At 70.2% G+C, this 22910-nt stretch carries 21 protein-coding genes; 8 read left to right on the top strand and 13 right to left on the bottom strand.

The features are described 5' to 3' along the window. Positions 1-2: 2 nt before the first annotated feature. Complete coding sequence (locus GON04_RS12470; protein WP_157398166.1) at positions 3-800, bottom strand: ABC transporter permease; 798 nt, start codon at positions 798-800, stop codon at positions 3-5. Beyond that, complete coding sequence (locus tag GON04_RS12465) at positions 800-1723, bottom strand: ATP-binding cassette domain-containing protein (protein WP_157398165.1); 924 nt, start codon at positions 1721-1723, stop codon at positions 800-802. Before GON04_RS12465 ends, GON04_RS12470 begins: the two co-directional genes overlap by 1 nt. A gap of 157 nt (positions 1724-1880) precedes the next feature. Between GON04_RS12465 and asd the strand changes: the two genes are divergently transcribed. Continuing rightward, positions 1881-2651 (top strand): archaetidylserine decarboxylase, encoded by a 771-nt coding sequence (asd, locus tag GON04_RS12460; RefSeq protein WP_232533101.1) that lies wholly within the window; start codon positions 1881-1883, stop codon positions 2649-2651. A 4-nt stretch (positions 2652-2655) separates the two neighbouring features. On the opposite strand, the gene GON04_RS12455 is transcribed toward asd, so the two are convergent. Beyond that, entirely contained in the window at positions 2656-4164 is a 1509-nt protein-coding gene (locus GON04_RS12455; RefSeq protein ID WP_157398163.1) for an AMP nucleosidase, read from the bottom strand. A 170-nt stretch (positions 4165-4334) separates the two neighbouring features. On the opposite strand from GON04_RS12455, the gene GON04_RS12450 reads away from it, so the two are divergent. Beyond that, a complete protein-coding gene (locus tag GON04_RS12450; protein ID WP_157398162.1) occupies positions 4335-4595 on the top strand; it encodes a hypothetical protein in 261 nt (86 codons plus the stop codon). Positions 4596-4658: 63 nt separating this feature from the next. On the opposite strand, the gene gorA is transcribed toward GON04_RS12450, so the two are convergent. Further along, complete coding sequence (gene gorA / locus GON04_RS12445) at positions 4659-6026, bottom strand: glutathione-disulfide reductase (protein ID WP_157398161.1); 1368 nt, start codon at positions 6024-6026, stop codon at positions 4659-4661. A 244-nt stretch (positions 6027-6270) separates the two neighbouring features. Here gorA and GON04_RS12440 point away from each other — a divergent pair, with 244 nt between their 5' ends. The 4 genes from GON04_RS12440 to GON04_RS12425 all read left to right on the top strand — a co-directional run bounded on the left by GON04_RS12440 (position 6271) and on the right by GON04_RS12425 (position 9167). Next, positions 6271-7077, top strand: coding sequence for an MlaE family ABC transporter permease (locus tag GON04_RS12440; protein ID WP_157398160.1), 807 nt, complete (start codon positions 6271-6273; stop codon positions 7075-7077). 2 nt (positions 7078-7079) lie between these two features. Further along, positions 7080-8054, top strand: coding sequence for an MlaD family protein (locus GON04_RS12435; protein WP_157398159.1), 975 nt, complete (start codon positions 7080-7082; stop codon positions 8052-8054). Beyond that, on the top strand, positions 8051-8692 hold the full coding sequence (locus GON04_RS12430; RefSeq protein ID WP_157398158.1) for a hypothetical protein: 642 nt from the start codon (positions 8051-8053) through the stop codon (positions 8690-8692). The genes GON04_RS12435 and GON04_RS12430 overlap by 4 nt, the downstream gene beginning before the upstream one ends. An 82-nt stretch (positions 8693-8774) precedes the next feature. After that, positions 8775-9167 (top strand): FKBP-type peptidyl-prolyl cis-trans isomerase, encoded by a 393-nt coding sequence (locus GON04_RS12425; protein WP_181654050.1) that lies wholly within the window; start codon positions 8775-8777, stop codon positions 9165-9167. Here GON04_RS12425 and GON04_RS12420 read toward each other — a convergent pair. From GON04_RS12420 to GON04_RS12380, 9 genes are all read right to left on the bottom strand, one after another. Beyond that, complete coding sequence (locus tag GON04_RS12420) at positions 9157-9762, bottom strand: alpha-ketoglutarate-dependent dioxygenase AlkB (protein WP_157398157.1); 606 nt, start codon at positions 9760-9762, stop codon at positions 9157-9159. The genes GON04_RS12425 and GON04_RS12420 overlap by 11 nt on opposite strands. A gap of 140 nt (positions 9763-9902) precedes the next feature. Next, positions 9903-10415, bottom strand: coding sequence for a histone H1-like DNA-binding protein (locus tag GON04_RS12415; RefSeq protein WP_157398156.1), 513 nt, complete (start codon positions 10413-10415; stop codon positions 9903-9905). A 194-nt stretch (positions 10416-10609) separates the two neighbouring features. Further along, the gene (locus GON04_RS12410) at positions 10610-11854 is read right to left on the bottom strand and encodes a ribonucleotide-diphosphate reductase subunit beta (protein ID WP_157398155.1); all 1245 of its coding nucleotides are present in this window, start codon (positions 11852-11854) and stop codon (positions 10610-10612) included. Positions 11855-11985: 131 nt separating this feature from the next. Continuing rightward, complete coding sequence (locus GON04_RS12405; RefSeq protein ID WP_157398154.1) at positions 11986-14916, bottom strand: ribonucleoside-diphosphate reductase subunit alpha; 2931 nt, start codon at positions 14914-14916, stop codon at positions 11986-11988. A 408-nt stretch (positions 14917-15324) separates the two neighbouring features. Continuing rightward, positions 15325-15906, bottom strand: coding sequence for a 1,6-anhydro-N-acetylmuramyl-L-alanine amidase AmpD (gene ampD, locus GON04_RS12400; protein WP_157398153.1), 582 nt, complete (start codon positions 15904-15906; stop codon positions 15325-15327). Further along, the gene (locus GON04_RS12395; protein WP_181654017.1) at positions 15884-17356 is read right to left on the bottom strand and encodes a sigma 54-interacting transcriptional regulator; all 1473 of its coding nucleotides are present in this window, start codon (positions 17354-17356) and stop codon (positions 15884-15886) included. The genes ampD and GON04_RS12395 overlap by 23 nt, the downstream gene beginning before the upstream one ends. Next, entirely contained in the window at positions 17353-19041 is a 1689-nt protein-coding gene (locus GON04_RS12390; protein ID WP_338050945.1) for a sensor histidine kinase, read from the bottom strand. Before GON04_RS12390 ends, GON04_RS12395 begins: the two co-directional genes overlap by 4 nt. A gap of 2 nt (positions 19042-19043) precedes the next feature. After that, positions 19044-19286: a PP0621 family protein gene (locus tag GON04_RS12385; protein ID WP_157398151.1), complete on the bottom strand. Its 243-nt coding sequence runs from the start codon at positions 19284-19286 to the stop codon at positions 19044-19046. Then, positions 19283-20080: a cytochrome C assembly family protein gene (locus tag GON04_RS12380; protein ID WP_157398150.1), complete on the bottom strand. Its 798-nt coding sequence runs from the start codon at positions 20078-20080 to the stop codon at positions 19283-19285. The genes GON04_RS12385 and GON04_RS12380 overlap by 4 nt, the downstream gene beginning before the upstream one ends. Before the next feature lie 96 nt (positions 20081-20176). Between GON04_RS12380 and ffh the strand changes: the two genes are divergently transcribed. Both ffh and GON04_RS12370 read left to right on the top strand, forming a co-directional pair. After that, positions 20177-21550 (top strand): signal recognition particle protein, encoded by a 1374-nt coding sequence (ffh, locus tag GON04_RS12375; protein WP_157398149.1) that lies wholly within the window; start codon positions 20177-20179, stop codon positions 21548-21550. A 163-nt stretch (positions 21551-21713) separates the two neighbouring features. Continuing rightward, entirely contained in the window at positions 21714-22907 is a 1194-nt protein-coding gene (locus GON04_RS12370) for a M20 aminoacylase family protein (RefSeq protein WP_157398148.1), read from the top strand. The last annotated feature ends 3 nt before the right edge of the window (positions 22908-22910 follow it).

Raw genomic sequence — 22910 nt, 5'->3', positions numbered from 1 at the left:
ACTCAGGCGCTGAAGCGGCGCCGCGTGAGCGCCAGCGCGATCCAGAAGCCGGCCACCGTGTACGCCAGCAGCACCAGGACGCTACGCCAGGGGTGTGCCGGCCACTGGTCGAGGAACAGCGGCCGCACCAGTTCCACCGCGCTGGTGAGCGGCAGCCAGTCGCTGGCCACGCGGATCGGCGCCGGCAGCTGGTCGCGCGGGAAGAACACCCCCGAGAGGAACATCATCGGCGTCAGGAACAGCGTGAAGTAGTAGGTGAAGAAATCGTAGCCCTTGGCGAGCGCGTTGAAAATCAGCGCGATGGCCGAGAAGGTGATCCCGGCCCCGAGCAGGATCGGCCAGGCGAGCAGCACCTTGGGCGACTGCGTGATGCCCAGCACCGCCATAACGACCAGGATGGCCGAGACGGTGAAGATGGACTTGAAGGCCGCCCACAGCAGTTCGGCCAGCACCACGTTGTCCAGCGTCACCGGCGCGTTCATGATGCCGTCCCAGGTCTTCTGCACGTGCATGCGCGAGAACGCCGAATACAGGGCCTCGAACGAGGCCGCGTTCATCGCGCTCATGCAGATCGAGCCGCTGGCCAGGAACAGGATGTAGGGCACGGCCTGGCCGTCCACCTGCACCTGGCCGACCAGCGCGCCCATGCCGTAGCCGAACGCCACCAGCCACATCAGCGGCTCGGCGATGTTGCCCAGCAGGCTGGGCACGGCCAGCTTGCGCCACACCAGCAGGTTGCGCAGGAACACCGGCCACCAGCGCGGCGACAGGTCGGGCGGGGTCCAGAAGGCGGGGCGCATCAGCCGTCCTCCCGGATCTGGCGGCCGGTCAGCTTGAGGAACAGGTCCTCCAGGTTGGCCGGCCGGTGCAGGGTGCGCAGGCCCGGGTGCCGGCCCAGCAGGTCCAGCAGCGGCGCCGCGTCCTGGGTGTAGAAGAACACCGTCTCGCCGCTGACTTCGACCCGGGCGGCGTGCGACTTGGCGGGCGAGTCGGCCAACGCCAGCGCGCCGTTGCCGTAGGCCTCGACCACGTCGGGCTCGAGGTGGCGGGCGATCAGATCGCGCGGCGTGCCTTCGGCGATCTTGCGCCCGTGGTCCAGCACCAGCAGGCGCGAGCACAGGCGCTCGGCCTCATCCATGAAGTGCGTCGTGAGCAGGATCGACTTGCCCTGCTGCAGCAGCAACTGCAGCCGTTCCCACATCAGGTGGCGCGCCTGCGGATCGAGGCCGGTGGTGGGTTCGTCCAGCAGCAGCAGGCGCGGGTCGTTCACCAGCGCGCGCGCCAGCGACAGCCGGCGCCGCATGCCGCCGGACAGCTGCGCCGGGCGGGCGTCGGCCTTGTGGGCGAGGGAGGCGAACTCCAGCAGCTCGGGGATGCGGGCGCGCACCTGGGCGTCCTTCATGCCGAAGTAGCGGCCGTACACCAGCAGGTTCTCGGCGCAGCTGAAGTCGGGGTCGAGCGAGTCGAACTGGCTCACCACCCCGAGCTGCGCCTTGATGGCCAGCGCGTCGCGCGGCATCTCCAGCCCCAGGGCGCGGATGCTGCCCTCGTCGGGCACCGTGAGGCCCAGGCACATGCGGATGGTGGTGGTCTTGCCGGCGCCGTTGGGGCCGATCACGCCCAGGCACTCGCCGGGCGCGATGGTGAACGACAGGTCGTCGACCACCGTGGTGGTGCCGTAGCGCTTGCGCAGCTGGCGGGCGTCGAACAGCGGCTCGGTCATGGGCCGACGATTGTGGCCTACCCCCGCCCGGCGGGGGGCGCGCTTAGAATTTTCGCTCCCACCTGGAGCCCACCGCTTGTTCCCACCCCTCCCCATCCAGCAGCAGTACCTGCTGCCGAAGAAGCTGCTCACGGTCCTCGCGGGCAAGCTGGCCGGGATGGAGGGAGGCGCGATCACCCAGGCGCTCATCCGCCGCTTCGTGGCCAAGTACAAGGTCGACATGGCCGAGGCCGCCGATCCGCGGCTGGAGAGCTACGCCAGCTTCAACGACTTCTTCACCCGCGCGCTCAAGCCCGGCGCGCGGCCGCTCGCCGCCGCCGACCTGGTGTGTCCGGTCGATGCCGCCATCAGCCAGTACGGCCCGATCGAGCACGACCAGATCTTCCAGGCCAAGGGGCACAGCTACTCGACGACCGCCTTGCTGGGGGGCGATGCCGCCCTGGCCGCCCGGTTCGACCACGGGCATTTCGCCACCCTCTACCTGGCGCCCAAGGACTACCACCGCATCCACATGCCGTGTGACGCCCGGCTGGTGCGCATGGTCTACGTGCCGGGCGACCTGTTCTCGGTCAACCCGCTGACGGCGCGCCACGTGCCGGGGCTGTTCGCGCGCAACGAGCGGGTGGTGTGCGTGTTCGACACCGCCTTCGGGCCGTTCGTCAATGTGCTGGTGGGCGCCACCATCGTCGGCAGCGTGGCGACCGTGTGGCATGGGGTGGTGAACCCGCCGCGCACCCGCGACGTGCGCGCCTGGGACTACGGCAGCGGCGGCCCGGCGCTGCGCAAGGGCGACGAGATGGGCCGCTTCCTGCTCGGGTCCACCATCGTGATGCTGTTCCCCAAGGACGTCGTCACCTTCGTGCCCGACTGGGCCCCCTCGCGTCCGGTGCGGCTGGGCGAGGCGATGGGGGCGGTGGCCAGACGCTGAGCCCTCACTGGAAGGCCACTTCGTCGAAGCTACGCAGCTTGCGGCTGTGCAGACGGGGGCTGCCGCCGGCACGCAGGATCTCGATGGCGCGCATGCCGATGCGCAGGTGCTGGTCGACCCGCTCGCGGTAGAACTGGTTGGCCATGCCCGGCAGCTTGATCTCGCCGTGCAGCGGCTTGTCGCTCACGCACAGCAGGGTGCCGTAGGGCACGCGGAAGCGGAAGCCGTTGGCGGCGATGGTGGCGCTCTCCATGTCCAGCGCCACCGCCCGGCTCTGGCTGAAACGGCGCTGCGGCTCGTTGCCCGGCAGCAGCTCCCAGTTGCGGTTGTCCGTGCTGGCCACGGTGCCGGTGCGCATGATGCGCTTGAGGTCGGCGCCGGAGGTGCGGGTGACGTCGCCGACCGCGTTCTCCAGCGCGAGCTGGATCTCGGCCAGCGCCGGGATGGGCACCCAGATCGGCAGTTCCTCGTCCAGCACGTGGTCCTCGCGCACGTAGGCATGGGCCAGCACGTAGTCGCCCAGTTGCTGGCTGCTGCGCAGGCCCGCGCAGTGGCCCAGCATCAGCCAGGCGTGCGGCCGCAGCACGGCAATGTGGTCGGTGATGGTCTTGGCGTTGGCCGGGCCGACGCCGATGTTGACCATGGTGATGCCGCCATGGTCGGGACGCATCAGGTGGTAGGCCGGCATCTGCGGCAGCCGCGCCGGGGCGCTGCCGTCGTTGCCCGCCGGCGGCGTGCCCGGTGCCCCGCCGTGCAGCCCGGCGCGCCGCGTGACCACGTTGCCGGGCTCGACGAAGGCGGTGTAGTCGCTGTCGGCGCGCGCCATCTCCTCGTGCCCGAGCCGCACGAACTCATCGATGTAGAACTGGTAGTTGGTGAACAGCACGAAATTCTGGAACCAGTCGGGTGCGGTGCCCGAGTAGTGGCGCAGGCGGTGCAGCGAGTAGTCGACGCGGGCCGCCGTGAACAGCGACAGCGGCTGCGGCTCGCCTGCCCGCGGCTGCCAGGTGCCGTTGGCGATGCCGTCGTCCATCGCGCCCAGGTCGGGCAGATCGAACAGGTCGCGCAGCAGGGCGCGCCGCGCCGGGCTGAGCGTGCCCTCGATGTGGTCGTTCTCGGCGAACGAGAAGTGCACCGGAATCGGCTGGGTGCTGGTGCCGACCTCGAGCTCGACGCCGTGGTGCTGGCGCAGCAGCCGGAACTGCTCCAGGTAGTAGTTGCCGTAGAGGTCGGGGCGGGTGAGCGTGGTCTCGAAGCGGCCGGCCCCGGCCACGAAACCGTACGACAGCCCCAGGTTCTCCAGGACGTCCTGCGGGACCGCTGTTTCGGTGTGGATGCGTACGAATGGGTAACAGGCGCGCACATGGCCCGGCAGCGTTTCGCCGGCCACGAAGCGCTGCATGGCGTCGCGCAGGTGCTGGATCTGCTGCCCGTAGATCATCCGGACCTGCGCCAGGGCGCTCTCCGGTTCGAGGTGGCGCGAGGGGGCGATGAAGGGCGGCAGGAAGGACATGGGACCCATTTTGCAGCGCGTGGGTGACGGCCGTACACGGCGGAGGCATCGGCCTTCAGGCGGTACGGAAGCGTCCTACAAGGTGTAACGAACTCACCTGACGTTACAAAGTTGGCCCAACGGCGACAGTCCCACCCATCGAGAACTTCAAATCCTGACCTGGAGAAACCATGACGACAGCAGCTTTGGCCAATCCGTTTGCCCTCATGATGGATCCGGCGTCCGTGCGCGAATCCATCGACAAGTCCGAACAGCTTTCCAAGCTGAGCCAGCGCCAGTGCCATCCCCTGGACCGTGCGGTCATCCGCAGCGCCAGCGCCGAACTGGCGGCCTACGACTCGAAGATCGACCGCACCACCATCTATCTGCCGCCCGAGGAAGAGGGCAAGGCCTCGCCGCTCACCCGGGCCTACGGACGGTCGTACAACTGACGCCGTCGCTCCCCGCCCCCGGCCGGCTGCCCGCGCAGCCGGCTTTTTTTTGCCCGCACGGTGCTAGCGGGCCGCCTCGCGCAGCGTGACGAACTCTTCGGCAACGGTCGGGTGGATGCCGATGGTGGCGTCGAACACCGCCTTGGTGGCACCGGCGCGCATCGCCACGGCGAAGCCCTGCACGACTTCGCCGGCGTCGGGGCCGACCATGTGCAGGCCCACGACGCGGTCGCTGGCGGCGTCGACCACCAGCTTGACCAGGCAGCGCTCGCGGCTGTCGGTCAGGGTGTGGCGCAGGGCCTTGAAGTCGCTGCGGAAGACCCGGATGTTGCCGTAGCGTTCGCGGGCCTGCTGCTCGCCCAGGCCCACGGTGCCGATCGCCGGCTGGGTGAACACCGCCGTCGGGATGAGGTCGTAGTCCATCTGCCGCCGGCCGTCGCCGAACAGGCGGTCGACCACCGCCATGGCCTCGGCCAGCGCCACCGGCGTCAGTTGCACCCGTGCCGTCACGTCGCCCACGGCATGGATCGACGGCACCGAGGTGCGGTGGTGGACATCGACCTCGATCGCGCCGTCGCGCCCCTGCCGCACGCCGGCTGCCTCCAGTCCCAAGCCGCTCACGTTGGGCACGCGGCCGGTGGCGAACAGGACCGTGTCCGCCTCGAGCCGGCTGCCGTCCTGCAGTTGCAGCCGAATGCCGCCGGCGGTCCGCTGCAGCGACGCGACGTCGGTGTGCAAGCGCAGGTCGATCCCGTTGGCAGCCAGCTGGCCGGCGACGAAGGCGCGCACCTCGTCGTCGAAGCCGCGCAGGATCTGCTCGCCGCGGTACAGCTGGTGCACCTGGGCGCCCAGGCCGCGGAAGATCGAAGCGAATTCGCAGGCGATGTAGCCGCCGCCGACCACGGCGAGGCGGCGCGGGAACGGCTCCAGGTCGAACATGGCGTCGGAGCTGACGCCCAGTTCCGCCTGGGTGACCGCGGGTACCGTGGGCGTGCCGCCGGTGGCGATGAGGATGTGGCGCGCGCTGAACACCTCGCTGCCGTGGGTGGTCTGCAACCGGACGGTGTGGCCGTCGACCAGGCTCGCCCAGCCGCGCAGGATGCGCACGCCGGCATCGGCCAGCAGCTTCTCGTAGATGCGGTTCAGGCGGGCGATCTCGGCCGCCCGATTGGCGCGCAGCCGGTGCCAGTCGAAATGCGATGGCCCGACCTGCCAGCCGTAGCCGGCGGCATCGCGCAGGTCGTGGGCGTAGTGGGCCGCATAGCTGTAGAGCTTCTTGGGGATGCAGCCGACGTTCACGCAGGTGCCGCCCAGGGCCGCGGCCTCGGCCAGCGCGACCCGCGCCCCGCGCTGGGCCGCCATGCGCGCGGCGCGCACGCCGCCGCTGCCGCCGCCGATGACGAACAGGTCGAACGCGTGCGGGTGTGACATGGCGGACATCCTTTCGGGGCGGTGGTCGTGGAGCGTCGGGGGCAGGTGCGGATCGGGTCGACGGAGGCGCGTGCGCGCCGGCGCGATGCATGCGGACCCGCCACGTGGATCGGCGTGGCAGCAGCTGGCAGGCGCCGGGACGATTGTGAAGTGCTTCGGCGTGACCCCGGGCCGTGACCGGGAACGGACCTCGTGGTACGCGCACGCCGTCGTGCTGCGGCAGTCCCGCCGCTATCATCGGCGGATGACTTCGGCACCCCTCGGGCAGCGGTCGCTCGACGTGGCGAGCCTCGCCTTGTTGCGCTGGGCGATCCACGCCAGGCAGACGGTGCTGTTCGGTGCCTCGCTGGTGGTGCTGGCCCTGTCGCCCTCCAATTACCGCAGCCTCGCGATGCGCCATGCGCTGGCGCGCCACGCCTGGTTGGACACCGCGCCCATCCTGGCCGGTTTCACCCTGCTCAGTGCCCTGCTCACCGTGGTGCTGACGCGCATCGTGGTGGTCACCGCGCGCAGCTACGGCCTGTCGCAGTACGCGCTCGAGATGGTGGTGCGGGTGCTGGTGCTGGAGCTGATTCCGCTGACCGCCGCCCTGTTCGTCGCGCTGCGCTGCACCATCCCGAACGGCGCCGCGCTGGCCGAGTTGCGCCGCAGCGGCCGCTTCGAGGAGCTGCGCCGCCAGGGCCGGGACCCGCTGGTGCACGAGGTCCTGCCGCGGATGCTCGCCGGCGCCTTCTCCACCGTCACGCTGGCGGCGCTGAGCTGCGTGGTCGCCACCGTGCTCGCCTACTTCGCGGTCTACGGCGCCACGGTGGCCGGACTGCCGGCCTACACCCGGATGTTCGGCCACGTCTTCAACCCCTCGGTGGCGCTGATCTTCACCGCCAAGACGATCTTCTTCAGCCTGGCCGTCTCCATCATCCCGGTGTCGGCGGGCGCCCGCACCACCGCCGCGCCGGGCTCGCGCGAGGGCGCGGCCCTGCAGGGGCTGGTGCGGATGTTCGCGGTGCTGCTGCTGCTGGAGGCGGCCTCGCTCATGGGCAACTACTACTGACGATGGCCGACCACCCCCTGCGCGACTCGGAGCCGGCCGCCGCCGATGCGGTGCCGCACCTGGCGGCCAAGGCCCGGCTGCTGCTGCTGTTCACGGTGCTGCTGGTCGCCGCTTCGGTCGGCTACCTGCTCTATGCACGTGGCGTGTTCGAGTCCACCCAGACCCTGGTGCTGACCACGGACGATTCCGAGGGCGTCGCGATCGGGATGGACATGACCTTCTCGGGCTTCCCGATCGGCCGCGTGCGGCGGGTCGAACTGGCCGAGGCCGGCAACGTCCGCATCATCCTGGACGTGGCGAGCAAGGACGCCCACTGGCTGCGCACCAGCAGTGTCTTCACGCTGGTGCGCGGGCTGGTCGGCGGCACCACGATCAAGGCGTTCACCGGCGTGCTGTCCGATCCGCAGCTGGCCGACGGGGCCGAGCGGCCGGTGTTGCGCGGCGATGCCACGGCCGAACTGCCGCGCGTCATCGCCTCCGCGCGCGAGGTGCTGGAGAACCTGACGGCGATCACGGCACAGGATGCGGCGCTGCGCAACAGCATGGCCAACGTGCAGGCCGTGACCGACAAGCTCAAGGGCCCGCAGGGTGCGCTGGGCGTGCTGTTCGGCAACGAGGCGGATGCGCGCAAGCTGGTGGCGACGCTGGAGCGCACCAATGCGCTGCTGGCGCGGGTCGACACCCTGGCCGCCAAGACCGACACCCAGGTGTTCGGCCCCGATGGCGTGGTGCGCGAGGTGCGGGCGACGGTCGGGCAGCTCGACGGCCTGCTGGCCGACACCCGCGCCAGCCTGAAGAAGGTCGATGCGGTGCTGGTGGAAGCCCAGGGCGTGGGCGCCAACGTACGCGCCGTCACCCAGGACCTGGGCGCCCTGCGTGGCGAGGTGGAGGCCAACCTGCGCAAGATCGACGGCCTGGTCAACGAGATCAACCGCAAGTGGCCGCTGGCGCGCGACACGGAGATCAAGCTGCCATGAGGTGGCCAGCGACGCTGGTGCTGGCGCTGCAGCTGGTGGCCTGTGGCGGTCAGCCGCGGGCGCCCGACTGGCAGCTGGAGGCGCACAGCTCGCTCGAGCGCTACCAGGCGGCCTGGCTGGCCGGCGACCTGCGTGCCGCCGACGCCGAGTTCACGCGGGCACGCCGGCAACTGGCGGCCACCGGCCAGGCGTCGCTGGTGGCGCGGGCCGAGCTCACCCGCTGCGCCCTCGGCGTGGCCGCGCTGGTGTTCGGGTCCTGCGCCGGCTTCGAGCCGCTGCGCGCCGACGCCGGCGAGGCAGAGCGCGCCTACGCTTCGTACCTGCAGGGCGAGCCGGTCGCGGCCGACCGGCTGCCGGCCCAGCACCGGCCGATGGCTGGCGGCAGCGCCGACGTGGCGGCATTGGCGAAGGTGCAGGACCCGCTGGCCCGGCTGGTGGCGGCCGGCGTGCTGGTGAGGACCGGCCGCGCCAGTCCGCAGGTGCTGCAGGTCGCGGCCGACACCGCCTCGCAGCAGGGCTGGCGCCGCCCGCTGGCCGCCTGGCTGCAGGCGCAACTGCGGCTGGCCGAGCAGGCCGGGGCCAGCGAGCAGGCCGAGCACCTGCGGCGGCGCCTGGCACTGGTGGTCGGCGAGCGCTGAGCGGGCGCCGCCGGCGTTCGGCGTGCGACGGCGGGCGCCTATCATCGCCGCTCCATCCGAAGGAGTCCCACCGGTGCGCGTCATCGCCTCCGCCTGCCTCGTCCTGGCCGCCGTGCTGCCGGCCGCCCATGCCCAGAGCCCCGTCACCACGTCGAGCGGCCTGGTCTACCAGTCGCTCAAGGAAGGCAGCGGCGCCTCGCCCGCCGCCACCGACGTCGTGCGCGTGCACTACCGCGGCACCTTCCCGGACGGGCGCGAGTTCGACAGCTCCTACAAGCGCGGCGAACCCACCGAGTTCCCGCTCAACCGCGTGATCCCGTGCTGGACCGAGGGCGTGCAGAAGATGAAGCCGGGCGGCAAGGCCAGGCTGACCTGCCCGCCTGCCATCGCCTACGGCGAGCGCGGCGCCGGTGGCGTGATCCCGCCCAACGCCACGCTGCAGTTCGAGATCGAACTGCTGTCGGTCAAGAAGTGAGCGGTGCCGCACGCGCGGTGAGGAACGTGATCGAGTGGCGCAGCGCCCTGGTGGGTGCCACGCTGTGCTGCCAGGCCCAGCGCGCCGGGCCGCGCAGCAGGTAGATCGAGCGTGGCTCCAGCACCAGCCTGATCACATCGGCCCGCTTGGGCTCGCGCGGCGGATAGGGACGGAAGCGCAGCACCGCTTGCGCGCCCAGCGAGATGCCGACCACGTCCTCGAAATCCGGCACGTCGCGGTGCCAGCCCAGCGGCGTCCCCGGTCGGTACTCGGCCACCAGGGCCTGCGTGAAGGCGCTGGGTGTGACGCCCAGCCAGGCGGCGGCCTTGTCCCGCAGCGGCATCAGCCAGGGTGCGATGGGTTCGGCCGGTTCCAGCCGCCCGGCCGAGAAGTCGTAGCTGCCGCCATAGCTCACCGTCCGCCGCAGCGCCGTGTAGCCGCGGTAGCGCATGGGCGCGAGCGGCAGCGCGGCGATGTGCCCGAGCAGGGCGGCTTCCTCGCCGGCGTCGAGGAATGCCGTCTCGTAGCGCAGGCCGTCCGGCAGCACGGCAGCGGTGCCGAACAGGTCGTGCTGCTGCGGGTTGAGGGGGCTCATGGCCACAGTCTGCGGCAAGGCGGCAGGCGCGGGCGGCCGTGGCAACCGCGGGTGTCGGCGCCAACAAAAAAGCCAGGCGCAAGCCTGGCTCGGTAACGGGCTGCACCCGGGAAGCGCGCGGCGCCTCCCGGGGGACGTCCTCAGGGCTTGGAAGCCGTGGGGAACGGCCAGGCGGCCTGGGGGTTCAGCGTCGTCTGCGCGGCCGGTGCCGGTGCAGCGGCAGGCGCGGCAGCCGGCTTTGCAGCCGGCTTGGCAGCAGGCGCTTTCGCCGCCTTTTTCGCGGGGGCCTTCTTCGCCGCCTTTTTCGCAGGCGCTTTCGCAGCTTTTTTCGCAGGCGCCTTCTTGGCAGCCTTTTTCGCAGCGCCCTTTTTCGCAGCGGCCTTCTTCGCCGGCGCCTTCTTCGCAGCGGCCTTCTTGGCGGGGGCCTTCTTCGCAGCGGCCTTCTTCGCCGGCGCCTTCTTCGCAGCAGCCTTCTTCGCCGGCGCCTTCTTGGCCGCAACCTTCTTCGCGGCGACCTTCTTGGCCGGAGCCTTCTTCGCTGCCGCCTTCTTGGCCGGGGCCTTCTTGGCGGTGGCCTTCTTCGCCGGCGCCTTCTTGGCGGCCGATTTCTTCGCCGGAGCCTTCTTCGCGGCGGCTTTCTTTGCAGTTGCCATTTCCATTCTCCTGTTCAAGTTGACATCAACATCAACGAAAGAAGCACTCGGCACCTTGTTGGTGGCACCAAGCGATCCATGGTGTTGGGCCTCGGCCCAGCGCCATGAACACCGTGACCCGCGCGGCGCCGGCTCTTGGCGGCCGGTCGTCCATGCGGGCGAATCTACAAACCCGAACTACCTTGCAGTTGCCTTCAATCCCAGGAAAGCGCGCCACCCGACTGGTACTCGATCACGCGGGTTTCGAAGAAGTTGCGCTCTTTCTTCAGGTCAATCATCTCGCTCATCCAGGGAAACGGGTTCTCCTCGTTGGGGAACAGCGCTTCGAGGCCGATCTGCGTGGCACGCCGGTTGGCGATGTAGCGCAGGTAGCCCTTGAACATGGAGGCGTTGAGGCCCAGCACGCCACGCGGCATGGTGTCCTCGGCATAGCGGTATTCAAGTTCGACGGCCTTCTGGAACAGGCCGCGGATCTCGGCCTTGAACTCGGCCGTCCACAGGTGCGGGTTCTCCAGCTTCAGCTGGTTGATCAGGTCGATGCCGAAGTTGCAGTGCATCGACTCGTCCCGCAGGATGTACTGGTACTGCTCGGCAGCACCGGTCATCTTGTTCTGCCGGCCCAGCGCCAGGATCTGGGTGAAGCCGACATAGAAGAAGAGCCCTTCCATCAGACAGGCGAAGACGATCAGGCTCTTGAGCAGCGTCTGGTCGGCTTCCGGCGTGCCGGTGTGGAAGTTGGGATCCATGATCGCCTCGATGAAGGGGATCAGGAAGTTGTCCTTGTCGCGGATCGACGGCACCTCGTGGTACGCGTTGAAGATCTCGCTCTCGTCCAGGCCCAGCGACTCCACGATGTACTGGTAGGCGTGGGTGTGGATCGCCTCCTCGAACGCCTGGCGCAGCAGGAACTGGCGGCATTCGGGGGCGGTGATGTGCCGGTAGGTGCCCAGCACGATGTTGTTGGCGGCCAGCGAGTCGGCGGTGACGAAGAAGCCGAGGTTGCGCTTGATGACGCGGCGCTCGTCCTCGGTCAGGCCGTTGGGGTCCTTCCACAACGCGATGTCGCGCGTCATGTTCACTTCCTGCGGCATCCAGTGGTTGGCGCAGGTGGCCAGGTACTTCTCCCAGGCCCACTTGTACTTGAACGGGACCAGCTGGTTGACGTCGGTCTGGCCGTTGATGATGCGCTTGTCGGCCGCGTTGACGCGGCGCTGGCTGCTGGCCGCGGCGCTGGCGGCAGCGACCGGAGCCGGCTGCGCCGGCACGGTGGCGCCGTCGTCGAGGACGCGCAGTGCGGGCTGGGCAACGGCGGGCGAAACGGATTGGGTGTGGAGTGCTGCGGTCGGCAGCGGCGACAGGCTCGCCTCGCGGTTCACGTGCGAACCGCTACTCACAGAATTTGGCGATGTGGGCTTGACTTCGTCGTCCCAGGTCAGCATGTGTTTTCCAGTGCTCGAATTATCGGAGCCCTGATGTGTGTTGCAAAGTGTCTGTTCACATCACGGCGCGATTGTGTTGCTCGTTTGCATCGGCGTCCTGTCGGAGAACGCCGACACATCTCTCTTCGTCGTTACTGGCACGCCTCGCACGTGGGGTCGTCGATCGCGCAGAACTTGATGTCGGTCGCGGGCGTCGCATTCATCTGTGCCTGCGCTGCAGCGGCCGCTGCTTCGAGCGCCGACGGAGCGCCTGCCGCACCGGCGTTCAGTGCACCGCCCGCACCCGAGGCCACCGCGTTCAGGCGACCCGATTGCACGGTCGACTTCTCGGCGTGCGTCGCGCTGATGGTGCGCAGGTAGTAGGTCGTCTTCAGGCCGCGCAGCCACGCCAGCTTGTAGGTGTCGTCCAGCTTCTTGCCCGACGCGCCGGCCATGTAGATGTTCAGCGACTGGGCCTGGTCGATCCACTTCTGGCGCCGCGCCGCCGCCTCGACCAGCCACACCGGCTCGACCTCGAAGGCGGTGGCGTACAGGGCCTTGACCTCCTGGGGCACGCGGTCGATGGGGCGCAGCGAGCCGTCGAAGTGCTTGAGGTCCATCACCATCACGTCGTCCCACAGGCCCAGCCGCTTGAGGTCGCGCACCAGGTAGTGGTTGATGACGGTGAACTCGCCGGACAGGTTGGACTTGACCGACAGGTTGCCGAAGCACGGCTCGATGGAAGCGTCGACGCCGATGATGTTGGAGATGGTGGCGGTGGGGGCGATGGCCACGCAGTTGGAGTTGCGCATGCCGTCCTGCGCGATCTTGCGGCGCAGTGCGTCCCAGTCGAGGGTGGCCGAGCGGTCGACCTCGACATAGCCGCCGCGGGCCTTGGCCAGCAGGTCAAGCGTGTCGGGCGGCAGCAGGCCCTGGTCCCACAGCGAGCCCTTGAAGCTGGAGTAGCGGCCGCGTTCGCGGGCCAGCTCGGTCGAGGCCCAGTAGGCGTGGTAGCAGACCGCCTCCATCGAGCGGTCGGCGAACTGCACCGCCTGTTCCGAGGCATAGGGAATGCGCAGCTCGTACAGCGCATCCTGGAAGCCCATGACGCCCAGGCCCACCGGGCGGTGGCGCAGGTTGGAGTCGCGCGCCTTCTTGACCGCGTAGTAGTTGATGTCGATCACGTTGTCGAGCATGCGCATCGCCACCCGGATCGTGTGCTGCAGCTTGTCCTGGTCGATCTGCCCGTCCTTCAGGTGCTGCAGCAGGTTGACCGAACCCAGGTTGCAGACGGCGGTCTCGGTGTCGCTGGTGTTGAGCGTGATCTCGGTGCACAGGTTGGACGAGTGCACGACGCCGGCGTGCTGCTGGGGCGAGCGCACGTTGCAGGCATCCTTGAACGTGATCCAGGGATGGCCGGTCTCGAACAGCATCGAGAGCATCTTGCGCCACATGTCGGAGGCCGGCACCGTCTTGCTGGGCTTGATCTCGCCGCGCCGGGCCTTGTCCTCGTAGGCGACGTAGGCGCGCTCGAACTCCTCGCCGAACTTGTCGTGCAGGTCGGGCACGGAGGAGGGCGAGAACAGCGTCCACTCGCCCTTTTCCATGACGCGGCGCATGAACAGGTCGGGGATCCAGTTGGCCGTGTTCATGTCATGGGTGCGCCGGCGGTCGTCGCCGGTGTTCTTGCGCAGCTCCAGGAACTCCTCGATGTCGAGGTGCCAGCTCTCCAGGTAGGTGCAGACGGCGCCCTTGCGCTTGCCGCCCTGGTTGACCGCCACGGCGGTGTCGTTCACGACCTTCAGGAACGGCACGACGCCCTGCGACTCGCCGTTGGTGCCCTTGATGTGCGAGCCCAGGGCGCGCACGCGGGTCCAGTCGTTGCCCAGGCCGCCGGCGAACTTGGACAGCAGGGCGTTTTCCTTGATCGACTCGTAGATGCCGTCCAGGTCGTCGGGCACGGTCGTGAGGTAGCAGGACGACAGCTGCGAGCGCAGGGTGCCGCTGTTGAACAGGGTCGGGGTCGACGACATGAAGTCGAAGCTCGACAGCACCTCGTAGAACTCGATGGCGCGCGCCTCGCGGTCGATCTCGTTGAGCGCCAGGCCCATCGCCACGCGCATGAAGAAGGCCTGCGGCAGCTCGATGCGGGTCTTGCGCACGTGCAGGAAGTAGCGGTCGTACAGCGTCTGCAGGCCCAGGTAGTCGAACTGCATGTCGCGGTCGGCCTTCAGGGCGGCGCCCAGGCGCTTCAGGTCGTACTGCAGCAGCTCGGGGTTGAGCAGCTCGGCCTCGACCCCCTTCTTGACGAAGCCGGGGAAGTAGTCGGCGTAGCTGCCGGCCATCTCGGCCGGCGTGATGTCGCGGCCCAGCACCTCCTTGAAGATGGTGTGCAGCAGCAGGCGCGCGGTGGCGTAGGTGTAGTCGGGGTCCTTCTCGATCAGCGTGCGGGCCGCCAGGATGGACGCCTTGTAGACCTCGTCGATCGGCACGCCGTCGTACAGGTTGCGCATCGTCTCGGCGACGATGGGATCGGCCTTGACGTCGGCCGACAGGTTGCGGCAGGCGTGCTCGATCAGCGACTGCAGGTGGCCCAGGTCGAGTTCGACGCGGCGGCCGCCGTCGGTGACGTGCAGCACCGGTGCCTCGGGGGCGGCCGGCTGGCTCTGCTTGGCGCGCTCCTGGGCGCGGCGGTCGCGGTACAGCACGTAGGCGCGCGCGATGTCGTGGTGGCCGCCACGCATCAGGCCCAGTTCGACCTGGTCCTGCACGTCCTCGATGTGGAAGGTGCCGCCGCCCGGGCGCGAGCGCACCAGCGCGCGGATGACGGCCTGCGTCAGGCCGTCGACGGTCTCGCGCACGCTGGCGGAGGCCGCGCCCTGGGTGCCGTGCACGGCCAGGAACGCCTTCATCATGGCGACGGCGATCTTGTTCGGCTCGAAGGGGACGACGGCGCCGTTGCGCCGGATGATCTGGTAGTGGGCCAGGGCGGCGGGGGCCGCGCTGGAGACGGTGCCACCGGCCGCGCCCGAGGGCGAAAGGGCGGAAGTCGTGGTGCTGGCGATGCTCGTGGAAGATTGCATGGAGATCCTCGGGCTGTGTATCTCTTTCGGGGTGGCGGAGTGTACCCGTTCAGGGTGCTGAAGCACTATAGATAGTGCCCCGGGTGCTTGCAAGCACTATAGGTAGTGTTTAACCAGTGGGTGGAAGGTGCACAAGCTGTGGACAGCAAGTGGGTAGTTTGGGCACCGGCGGGCACGCCGGACAGCACCAACCGTGCCTGATCGGCCATGGCTCAGCGGCAGCGACGGTTGAGCTTGTGTGCAAGCCATCCACAGCGGCTGTATGGGCCTTGCGGCAACGGTGTTTCGTCGGCTCGTGGATCCATGGCGTTGACACCTCTTCCCTGGAAAATCCACTATAGCTAGTGCCTCATGTCGAGGCAATACGCTAGATGTAGTGGTCGCGCTGGCGCAACGCGTTGCACCCGGTTACGGAAACGCGGTCGCGTCCCAACCGAGGTGGCGGCGCAGCAGGGCCCAGTCGAAGCCGCTGCCGGGGTCCTGCTTGCGGCCGGGCGCGATGTGTTCGTGGCCGGCCACGTGGCGCACCGGATAGCGCTGCGCGAGGGCCGCGCAGACCGCCGCCAGCGCCTCGTATTGCGCCGGCTCGAACGGCTCGCCCTCCAGCCCCTCGAGTTCGATGCCGACCGAGTCGTCGTTGCAGTTGCCGCGCCCGCGCCAGTGCGACGCGCCCGCATGCCAGGCCCGCTCGTCGCAGCTGACGAACTGCCACAGCTCGCCGCCGCGGCGCACATAGAAGTGGGCCGAGACCTGCAGGCCCTCGATCTGCCGGAAGTAGGGATGGGCGTCCCAGTCGAGCGTGTTGGTGAACAGCGCCTGGACTTCGTCGCCGCCGTACTGTCCTGGCGGCAGGCTGATCGAATGCACCACGACCAGGTCGACCTGCGCGCCGGCCGGGCGCGGGCCGAAGTTGGGCGAGTCCAGGCGACGCGCGAAGCGGTACCAGCCGCCCGACCAGAGTGCGTCGTCAGGCGCTGAGGGGGCCGTCATTGGGATCGTCCCCGCCCGGCACGGCGATGGCGAGGCGGGCGATGCGGTAGCGGATCTGCCGCAGGCTCAGCCCGAGCCGCTGGGCGGCGGCGGTGCGGTTGAACCCGGTCTCGTGCAGCGCACGCACGAGGATCTCGCGCTCGCGCTGGTCCAGGTAGCCCTGCAGGTCCGAGGGCAGCCCCGGCGGGGCAGCGTCCGGCGCCTGGGCGACCTCGGCCGGCGGCCGCACCGGGGCGGGCGGGGCCGCGGCGGCGATGGCGTCGACCTGCAGCACCTGGCCGTCGGACAGCGCCACCGCGCGGTGCAGCAGGTTCTCCAGTTCACGCACGTTGCCGGCCAGCGGATGGGCGGCCAGCTGGTCGATGACCGCGGGCGACAGAGCCGGCGCCGGCATGCCCGCTTCCTGGGCGATGCGGCCCAGCAGCGCCTCGCACAGGGCCGGCAGGTCGTCGCGGCGCTCGCGCAGCGGCGGCACCACGATCTCGATCACGTTGAGGCGGTAGTACAGGTCCTGGCGGAACCGGCCGCCGGCGACGTCGGCCGCCAGGTCGCGGTGGGTGGCGCTGACGACGCGCACGTCGACCGCGTCCTCCTGGGTGGAGCCCAGCGCCCGCACCTGCCGCTCCTGGATGGCGCGCAGCAGCTTGGACTGCATCGCCAGCGGCAGGTCGCCGATCTCGTCGAGGAACAGCGTGCCGCCCTGGGCGGCCTGGAAGTAGCCCTCGCGGTCGGCGTTGGCTCCGGTGTAGGAGCCCTTGCGGGCGCCGAAGAACTCGGCCTCGAGCAGCGATTCCGGGATGGCGCCGCAGTTGACCGCGACGAACGGGCCGTCGGCACGGTGGCTGCAGGCATGCAGCGCGCGCGCCGCCAGTTCCTTGCCGGTGCCCGACTCGCCGCGCACCAGCACCGGCGCCATGCTGCGGGCCACCCGCGCGATCCGGTCCTTGACCTGCTGCATCGGCGCCGAGTTGCCCACCAGGCGGTCGAGCGCGGCCTGGCCGCCGGCCGGTGAACGGTCCGGCGCCTTCGGTCCGGCCGCGGCGGCCCGGGCGCGCGCCGGCGGCTGGCGGTCGTGGATGGCCGAGGCGACCACGCTGCGGAACTGCTTGAGGTCGACCGGCTTGGTGAGGTAGTCGAAGGCACCGGCCTTGAGCGCCTCGACGGCGTTCTCGGCCGAGCCGTAGGCGGTCATGACGATGCAGCGCTCGCTGCGCTGCTGCACCAGCATGCGCTGCAGCAGCTCCAGGCCCTGGCCGTCGGGCAGGCGCATGTCGGTGATCACGGCATCGAAGCGCCGCTCCTGCAGGTGCTGCCAGGCGTCGGCCAGCGTGGCCGCCGAATCGACCTGGTAGCCCTCGCGCAGCAGCGTCAGCTCGTAGAGCGTGCGCAGGTCCGGCTCGTCGTCGACGACGAGGACCTGGGCAGGGGTAGCGGCGGGTGGGGCGCTCACGCCGCCATTCTCGCAAACGCGACAGTGGCGGTCGCCGGCGGGGCCGTGCGGAAAGCCACGAAAAACGCGTTGCCGTTGCGCCGGTCGCCGGCGGGCGCGGGGCCGCGCCGGTAACCGATGCTGGCCCCGTGCCGTTCGCACAGCTGGCGGCAGATGTAGAGGCCCAGACCGCTGGAGCGGCTCTCGGACGAGAAGAACGGCTCGAACAGGTGCCACTCGACGGCCGGATCGAGCCCCGGGCCGTCGCTCCAGACCACCAGCGTGGGCGCCTCGCCGCCCTCGGTGGCGACCTGGATTGCGTCCTCGCGTTGCGAGGCGTAGCGCAGCGCGTTGTCCAGCAGGTTGACCAGCACCCGGCGCAGGTGGTCCGGCTCGAACCAGACCGCCGAGCCGGGCGCGGCCAGCGCCAGCTGCACCCGTCCAGCGCTGCGGTGCTGGCCGATCCAGTCGTCGCAGTGGCCGCGCACGTCGGCGTCCAGGGCCAGGGTCGGGGTCGACAGGTTGACGGCCTGGTGCTGGACCCGGGCGACGTCCAGGATCTCCTCGACGATCTGCTGCAGGCGCTGGGCGTTCTGCTTCACCATGGCGCTCAGCTGCCGGTGCGCCGGCTGCTCCAGGTCCTCGGCCAGCAGTTCGTTGGCCTGCGAGATGGCGGCCAGCGGGTTGCGGATCTCGTGCGCCACGGCGGTCGACATGCGCCCCATCGCGGCCAGCTTCTCGGTGCGCAGCCGCGCCTCCATCTCGCGCAGGTCGTGCAGGAACACCACGCACAGGCTGTCGCCGCCCGGCTCCTGGGGAGCCGTCAGGCAGGTGCGCGCATACATCTGCCGCGCAGCCTCGCCGGGGCGCTGGATGGCGATGTCGGCCATCTGGGCCTCGCCGCCGGCGAAGGTGCGGCGCGCCATCTCGACCAGCGGCTCCCAGGCCGGCTCGGCGTCCAGCTGCAGCGGCGCTGCCGGCGGGGCGAAGAGCAGGTCGCGCGCGGCCGGGTTGGCGGCATGCACCCGGCCGTCGGGGTCGACCACCAGCACGCCATCGGTCAGCGTGTCGATCACCAGCTGGTTCACCTGCACCTGCATCGTGGCCGCCCGGCGGCTGGCGCGCCCGGCCTCCTCTTCCCGGGCCAGCCGCAGCGCCAGCTGATGCGCCAGGAAGGCGAGGGCGAAGAAGCCGATGCCGGTGAGGCCGGCCTGCAGGAAGCGCTGCGTCAGGTCGCCGGGCACCTGCAGCGTGAGCACCCAGGCCTCCGCCAGCAGCAGCAGCGCGGCACCGGCGGCGGTGCCCAGGGCCAGCACGGTCGAGCCCAGCACGGCCGCCATCAGCACCGGCACGGCGAACAGCGGCGCGTAGTAGATCCCGCCCACCTGCAGCAGCTGCAGCGCCGCGAAGACGAGCAGGTCGACCCCGATGCTGGAGACCCACTGCGGGTCGAACGCATGGCCGGGGCGCGGCGGCCGCACCAGCAGCCGCACCGCCAGCGCGGCCAGCAGGTAGGTGGCGCACATGCCGAGCAGCCAGCCGGACACGCCGGGCTGGCTGCCGAGCGTCTTCACGATCACCAGCAGCAGGAGCAGGGCGACGCCGATGCACACGCGCGCGGTGGCGAACCCCAGCCAGAGCCGGACGAAGGCGGAGTCCGGTTCGGCGGCGTGCCAGGCCGGCCGGACCGGTGGCTGCGCCGCCACCATCAATTGCCGCCCGCGGCGCGGTGCTCGTGGCTGCAGTAGAGACGGCCGCTGCTGCCGGCGAACGCGTCGCCGCGCGGCAGGTGCAGCGCACAGACCGGGCAGCGCACCATCTCCTGCGGCAGCGCGGGGGCCCGGCCGGGTGGCGGCGGCGTCGGCGCCGCCGCCTTGGGCGCGCGCACGCGCGGCGTGCGCCAGAGGAACCAGACGACCAGCACCAGGGCGGCGATCAGCAGGTACTTCATCCCGTGCGCCCCAGCACGACTTCGAGCACGAAGCGCGAGCCCACGTAGGCCAGCAGCAACAGCAGCGAGCCGATGTAGAGCACCCGCACCGCGGTGCGACCGCGCCAGCCGAAGCGGGCCCGCCCGAGCAGCAGCAGGGCGAAGGCGATCCAGGCCAGCACCGAGAACACCGTCTTGTGCTCCCAGCGCCAGGCGCGCCCGTAGAAGTACTCGCTGAACAGGGTGCCGGCCAGCAGGGTGGCCGACAGCAGCACGAAGCCGGCGGCGACGAAGCGGAACGTCAGCCGCTCCAGCGTCAGCAGCGGCAGCCCGGACGGGCTGGCACTGGCGGTGCGGATCGCCAGCTCGCTGCGGCGCAGCAGCCAGGCATGCAGCACCGCGGCCGCGAACAGCCCGTAGGAGGCGATGCCCAGCGCCCAGTGCACCGGCAGCAGCGGCGAGGCGGCGGGGTGCAGCGGCGTGCCCGGGAACACCAGGGCGAGCAGCACCGAGGCGGCACCGACCACGGCCAGCGCCCAGATCAGCTGCAGCTGCGGATAGAGCTCCTGTTCGACCGCGTAGACGGTCAGCACCAGCCAGGCGGTGACCGACAGCGCCGGCGCGAATCCGAACCGTGGGGTGGCGCCGAACAGCATCCATCCGAGCACCGCCGCGTGCAGCAGCCAGGCCACCATGGCGGCATAGCGGCGCGCCCGCAGGCTCAGCCGCTGGCCGACGGCGGCCGGCGCAAGATAGGCGCCGGCCGCCGTGACCGACATCACGATGTCGGGACCGGACGCACTGGCTAGAATCATGGGCCGCAGTGTAGTCGCTGCGTCCCCGCGGCTCCGCTCCCGGCGCCCCTGTCGGCCCCCTGCCGGCGCACCCTCCCCACACCTTCCGCACACCCCATGGCGTCCGCCCTTTCCGACAAACTGTCCCGCCTCGTCAAGGACATGCGCGGCCAGGCCCGCATCACGGAATCCAACGTGCAGGACATGCTGCGCGAGGTCCGCATGGCCCTGCTCGAGGCCGACGTCGCGCTGCCCGTGGTGCGCGACTTCGTGGCCCGGGTCAAGGAGAAGGCGCTCGGCCAGGAGGTGGTGGGCTCGCTCAACCCCGGCCAGGCGCTGGTGGGCATCGTCAACCGCGAGCTGGTCGCCACCATGGGCGAGGGCGTGTCCGACATCAACCTGGCGGCCCAGCCGCCGGCCGTCATCCTGATGGCCGGCCTGCAGGGCGCCGGCAAGACCACCACCACCGCCAAGCTGGCAAAGCACCTGATCGAGAAGCGCAAGAAGAAGGTGCTGACCGTGTCGGGCGACGTCTACCGCCCGGCCGCCATCGAGCAGCTCAAGACCGTCACCCGGCAGGCCGGCGCCGAGTGGTTCCCCAGCTCGCCCGACCAGAAGCCGCTGGACATCGCGGCGGCGGCGCTGGACTTCGCGCGCAAGCAGTACTTCGACGTGCTGCTGGTCGACACCGCCGGCCGGCTGGCCATCGACGAGGCGCTGATGCGCGAGATCCGCGAGCTGCACGCCGCGCTGCGGCCGGTCGAGACGCTGTTCGTGGTCGACGCCATGCAGGGCCAGGATGCGGTGAACACCGCCAAGGCCTTCAAGGACGCGCTGCCGCTCACCGGCATCGTGCTGACCAAGATGGACGGCGACTCGCGCGGCGGCGCGGCGCTGTCGGTGCGCCAGATCACCGGGGCGCCGATCAAGTTCGCCGGCGTGTCCGAGAAGATCGATGGCCTGGAGGTGTTCGACGCCGAGCGCCACGCCGGCCGCATCCTGGGCATGGGCGACATCGTCGCCCTGGTCGAGCAGGTCACGGCCGGCGTCGACATGCAGGCGGCGCAGAAGCTGGCGGCCAAGGTCAAGAGCGGCGAGGGCTTCGACCTCGACGATTTCCTGGCCCAGATCCGCCAGATGAAGCAGATGGGCGGGCTGTCGCAGCTGATGGACAAGATGCCGTCCCAGATCCAGGCCAAGGCCGGCCAGGTCGACATGGACAAGGCCGAGCGTGACATCCGCCGCAAGGAAGGGATCATCTGCAGCATGACCCCGCTGGAGCGGCGCAAGCCCGACCTGATCAAGGCCACCCGCAAGCGCCGCATCGCCGCCGGCGCCGGCGTGCAGGTCCAGGAGGTCAACCGCCTGCTCAACGAGTTCGAGCAGATGCAGGGCATGATGAAGAAGATGAAGGGCGGCGGCCTCATGAAGATGATGAAGCGCATGGGCGGGCTGGGCGGCAAGGGCGGCGTTCCGAAACTGCCGTTCTGAGCCGCAGGCTCAGAAAGGCAGCCCGCTTCAGCAACCCCCTCACCCCGGCCCTCGCCCCGGAGGGGGAGAAGGAGCAGGGCGTGTCGCACCAGGGCCGTGACGGAAAGGCGAGCCCTCGGGGGGCGTGACTCCGGGCCGGCGTTCTGCCTTATCCTGCGGCGCCATGAACATCGTCGACTCGTTTGCGGACATGTCCCGCTTCGTCGCGCTGCGGCGCGACATCCATGCCCACCCGGAACTCGGCTTCGAGGAGCACCGCACCTCCAGCATCGTGGCCGACCTGCTGCGCGAGTGGGGTCTCGAGGTGCACACCGGCGTCGCCGGCACCGGGGTGGTGGGGGTGCTGCGCTGCGGCGAGGGCCGCCGCAGCATCGGCCTGCGCGCCGACCTCGACGCGCTGCCCCTGCAGGAGGAGAACAAGTTCCCCCACCGGTCGCGCCACGATGGCCGCATGCATGCCTGCGGCCATGACGGCCACACCACCATGCTGCTGGCGGCGGCCTGGCACCTGTCGCGCTCACGCGACTTCAGCGGCACGGTGAATTTCATCTTCCAGCCGGCCGAGGAGATGGGCAAGGCCGGCGCCCTGAAGATGATCCAGGACGGCCTGTTCGAGCGCTTCCCCTGCGAGGCCGTGTTCGCGCTCCACAACTTCGCGCTCGACAGCGTGGGCAGTTTCGCCACCAGCCCGGCCGCGCTGATGGCCTCCAGCAACACCTGGAAGGTGACGCTGCACGGCCGCGGCACCCACGCCTCGCTGCCGCACACCGGCATCGACCCGGTGGCCGCCGTCATCGACCTGGGCCAGCAGCTGCAGACGCTGGTCCCCAAGGTGATCGCCTCGACCGAGCGCGCGCTGCTGGCCGTCACCCAACTCCAGGGCTCGGGCGCGCCCAACGTGATCCCGGACGAGGCCTGGGTGGGCGGCACGGTGCGCACCTTCTCGGAAGACGCCACCGACAAGATCGAGGCCGGCCTGCGCCGGCTGGCCGACGGCATCGCGCAGGCCCACGACTGCCGCGCCGAGGTGTTCTTCCGCCGCGCCTCGCCGCCGGTCGTGAACCACGCCCCGGAAGCGGCGTTCGCCGCCGAGGTGATGCGCGAGGTGGTGGGGGCCGACCGCGTGGACGCCAACTACCCGGCCGTGATGGGCGCCGAGGACTTTGCCCACATGCTGAAGGTCAGGCCCGGGTGCTACGCGTTCCTGGGCAACGGCGACGGCGGCCATCGGCTGCCCGACCATGGGCCCGGACCTTGCATCATCCACAACACCTCGTTCGACTTCAACGACGAGATCATTCCCATCGGCGCCAGCTACTTCGTGCGACTCGCACACCGCTGGCTCGCCCAAGCTTGACAA

It is taken from the genome of Ramlibacter pinisoli (genome assembly GCF_009758015.1).
GTDB classification, from domain to species: Bacteria; Pseudomonadota; Gammaproteobacteria; order Burkholderiales; family Burkholderiaceae_C; genus Ramlibacter; species Ramlibacter pinisoli.
Note: the sequence above shows the minus strand (reverse complement) of the source record. Positions and strands in the feature narration are given on the sequence as shown.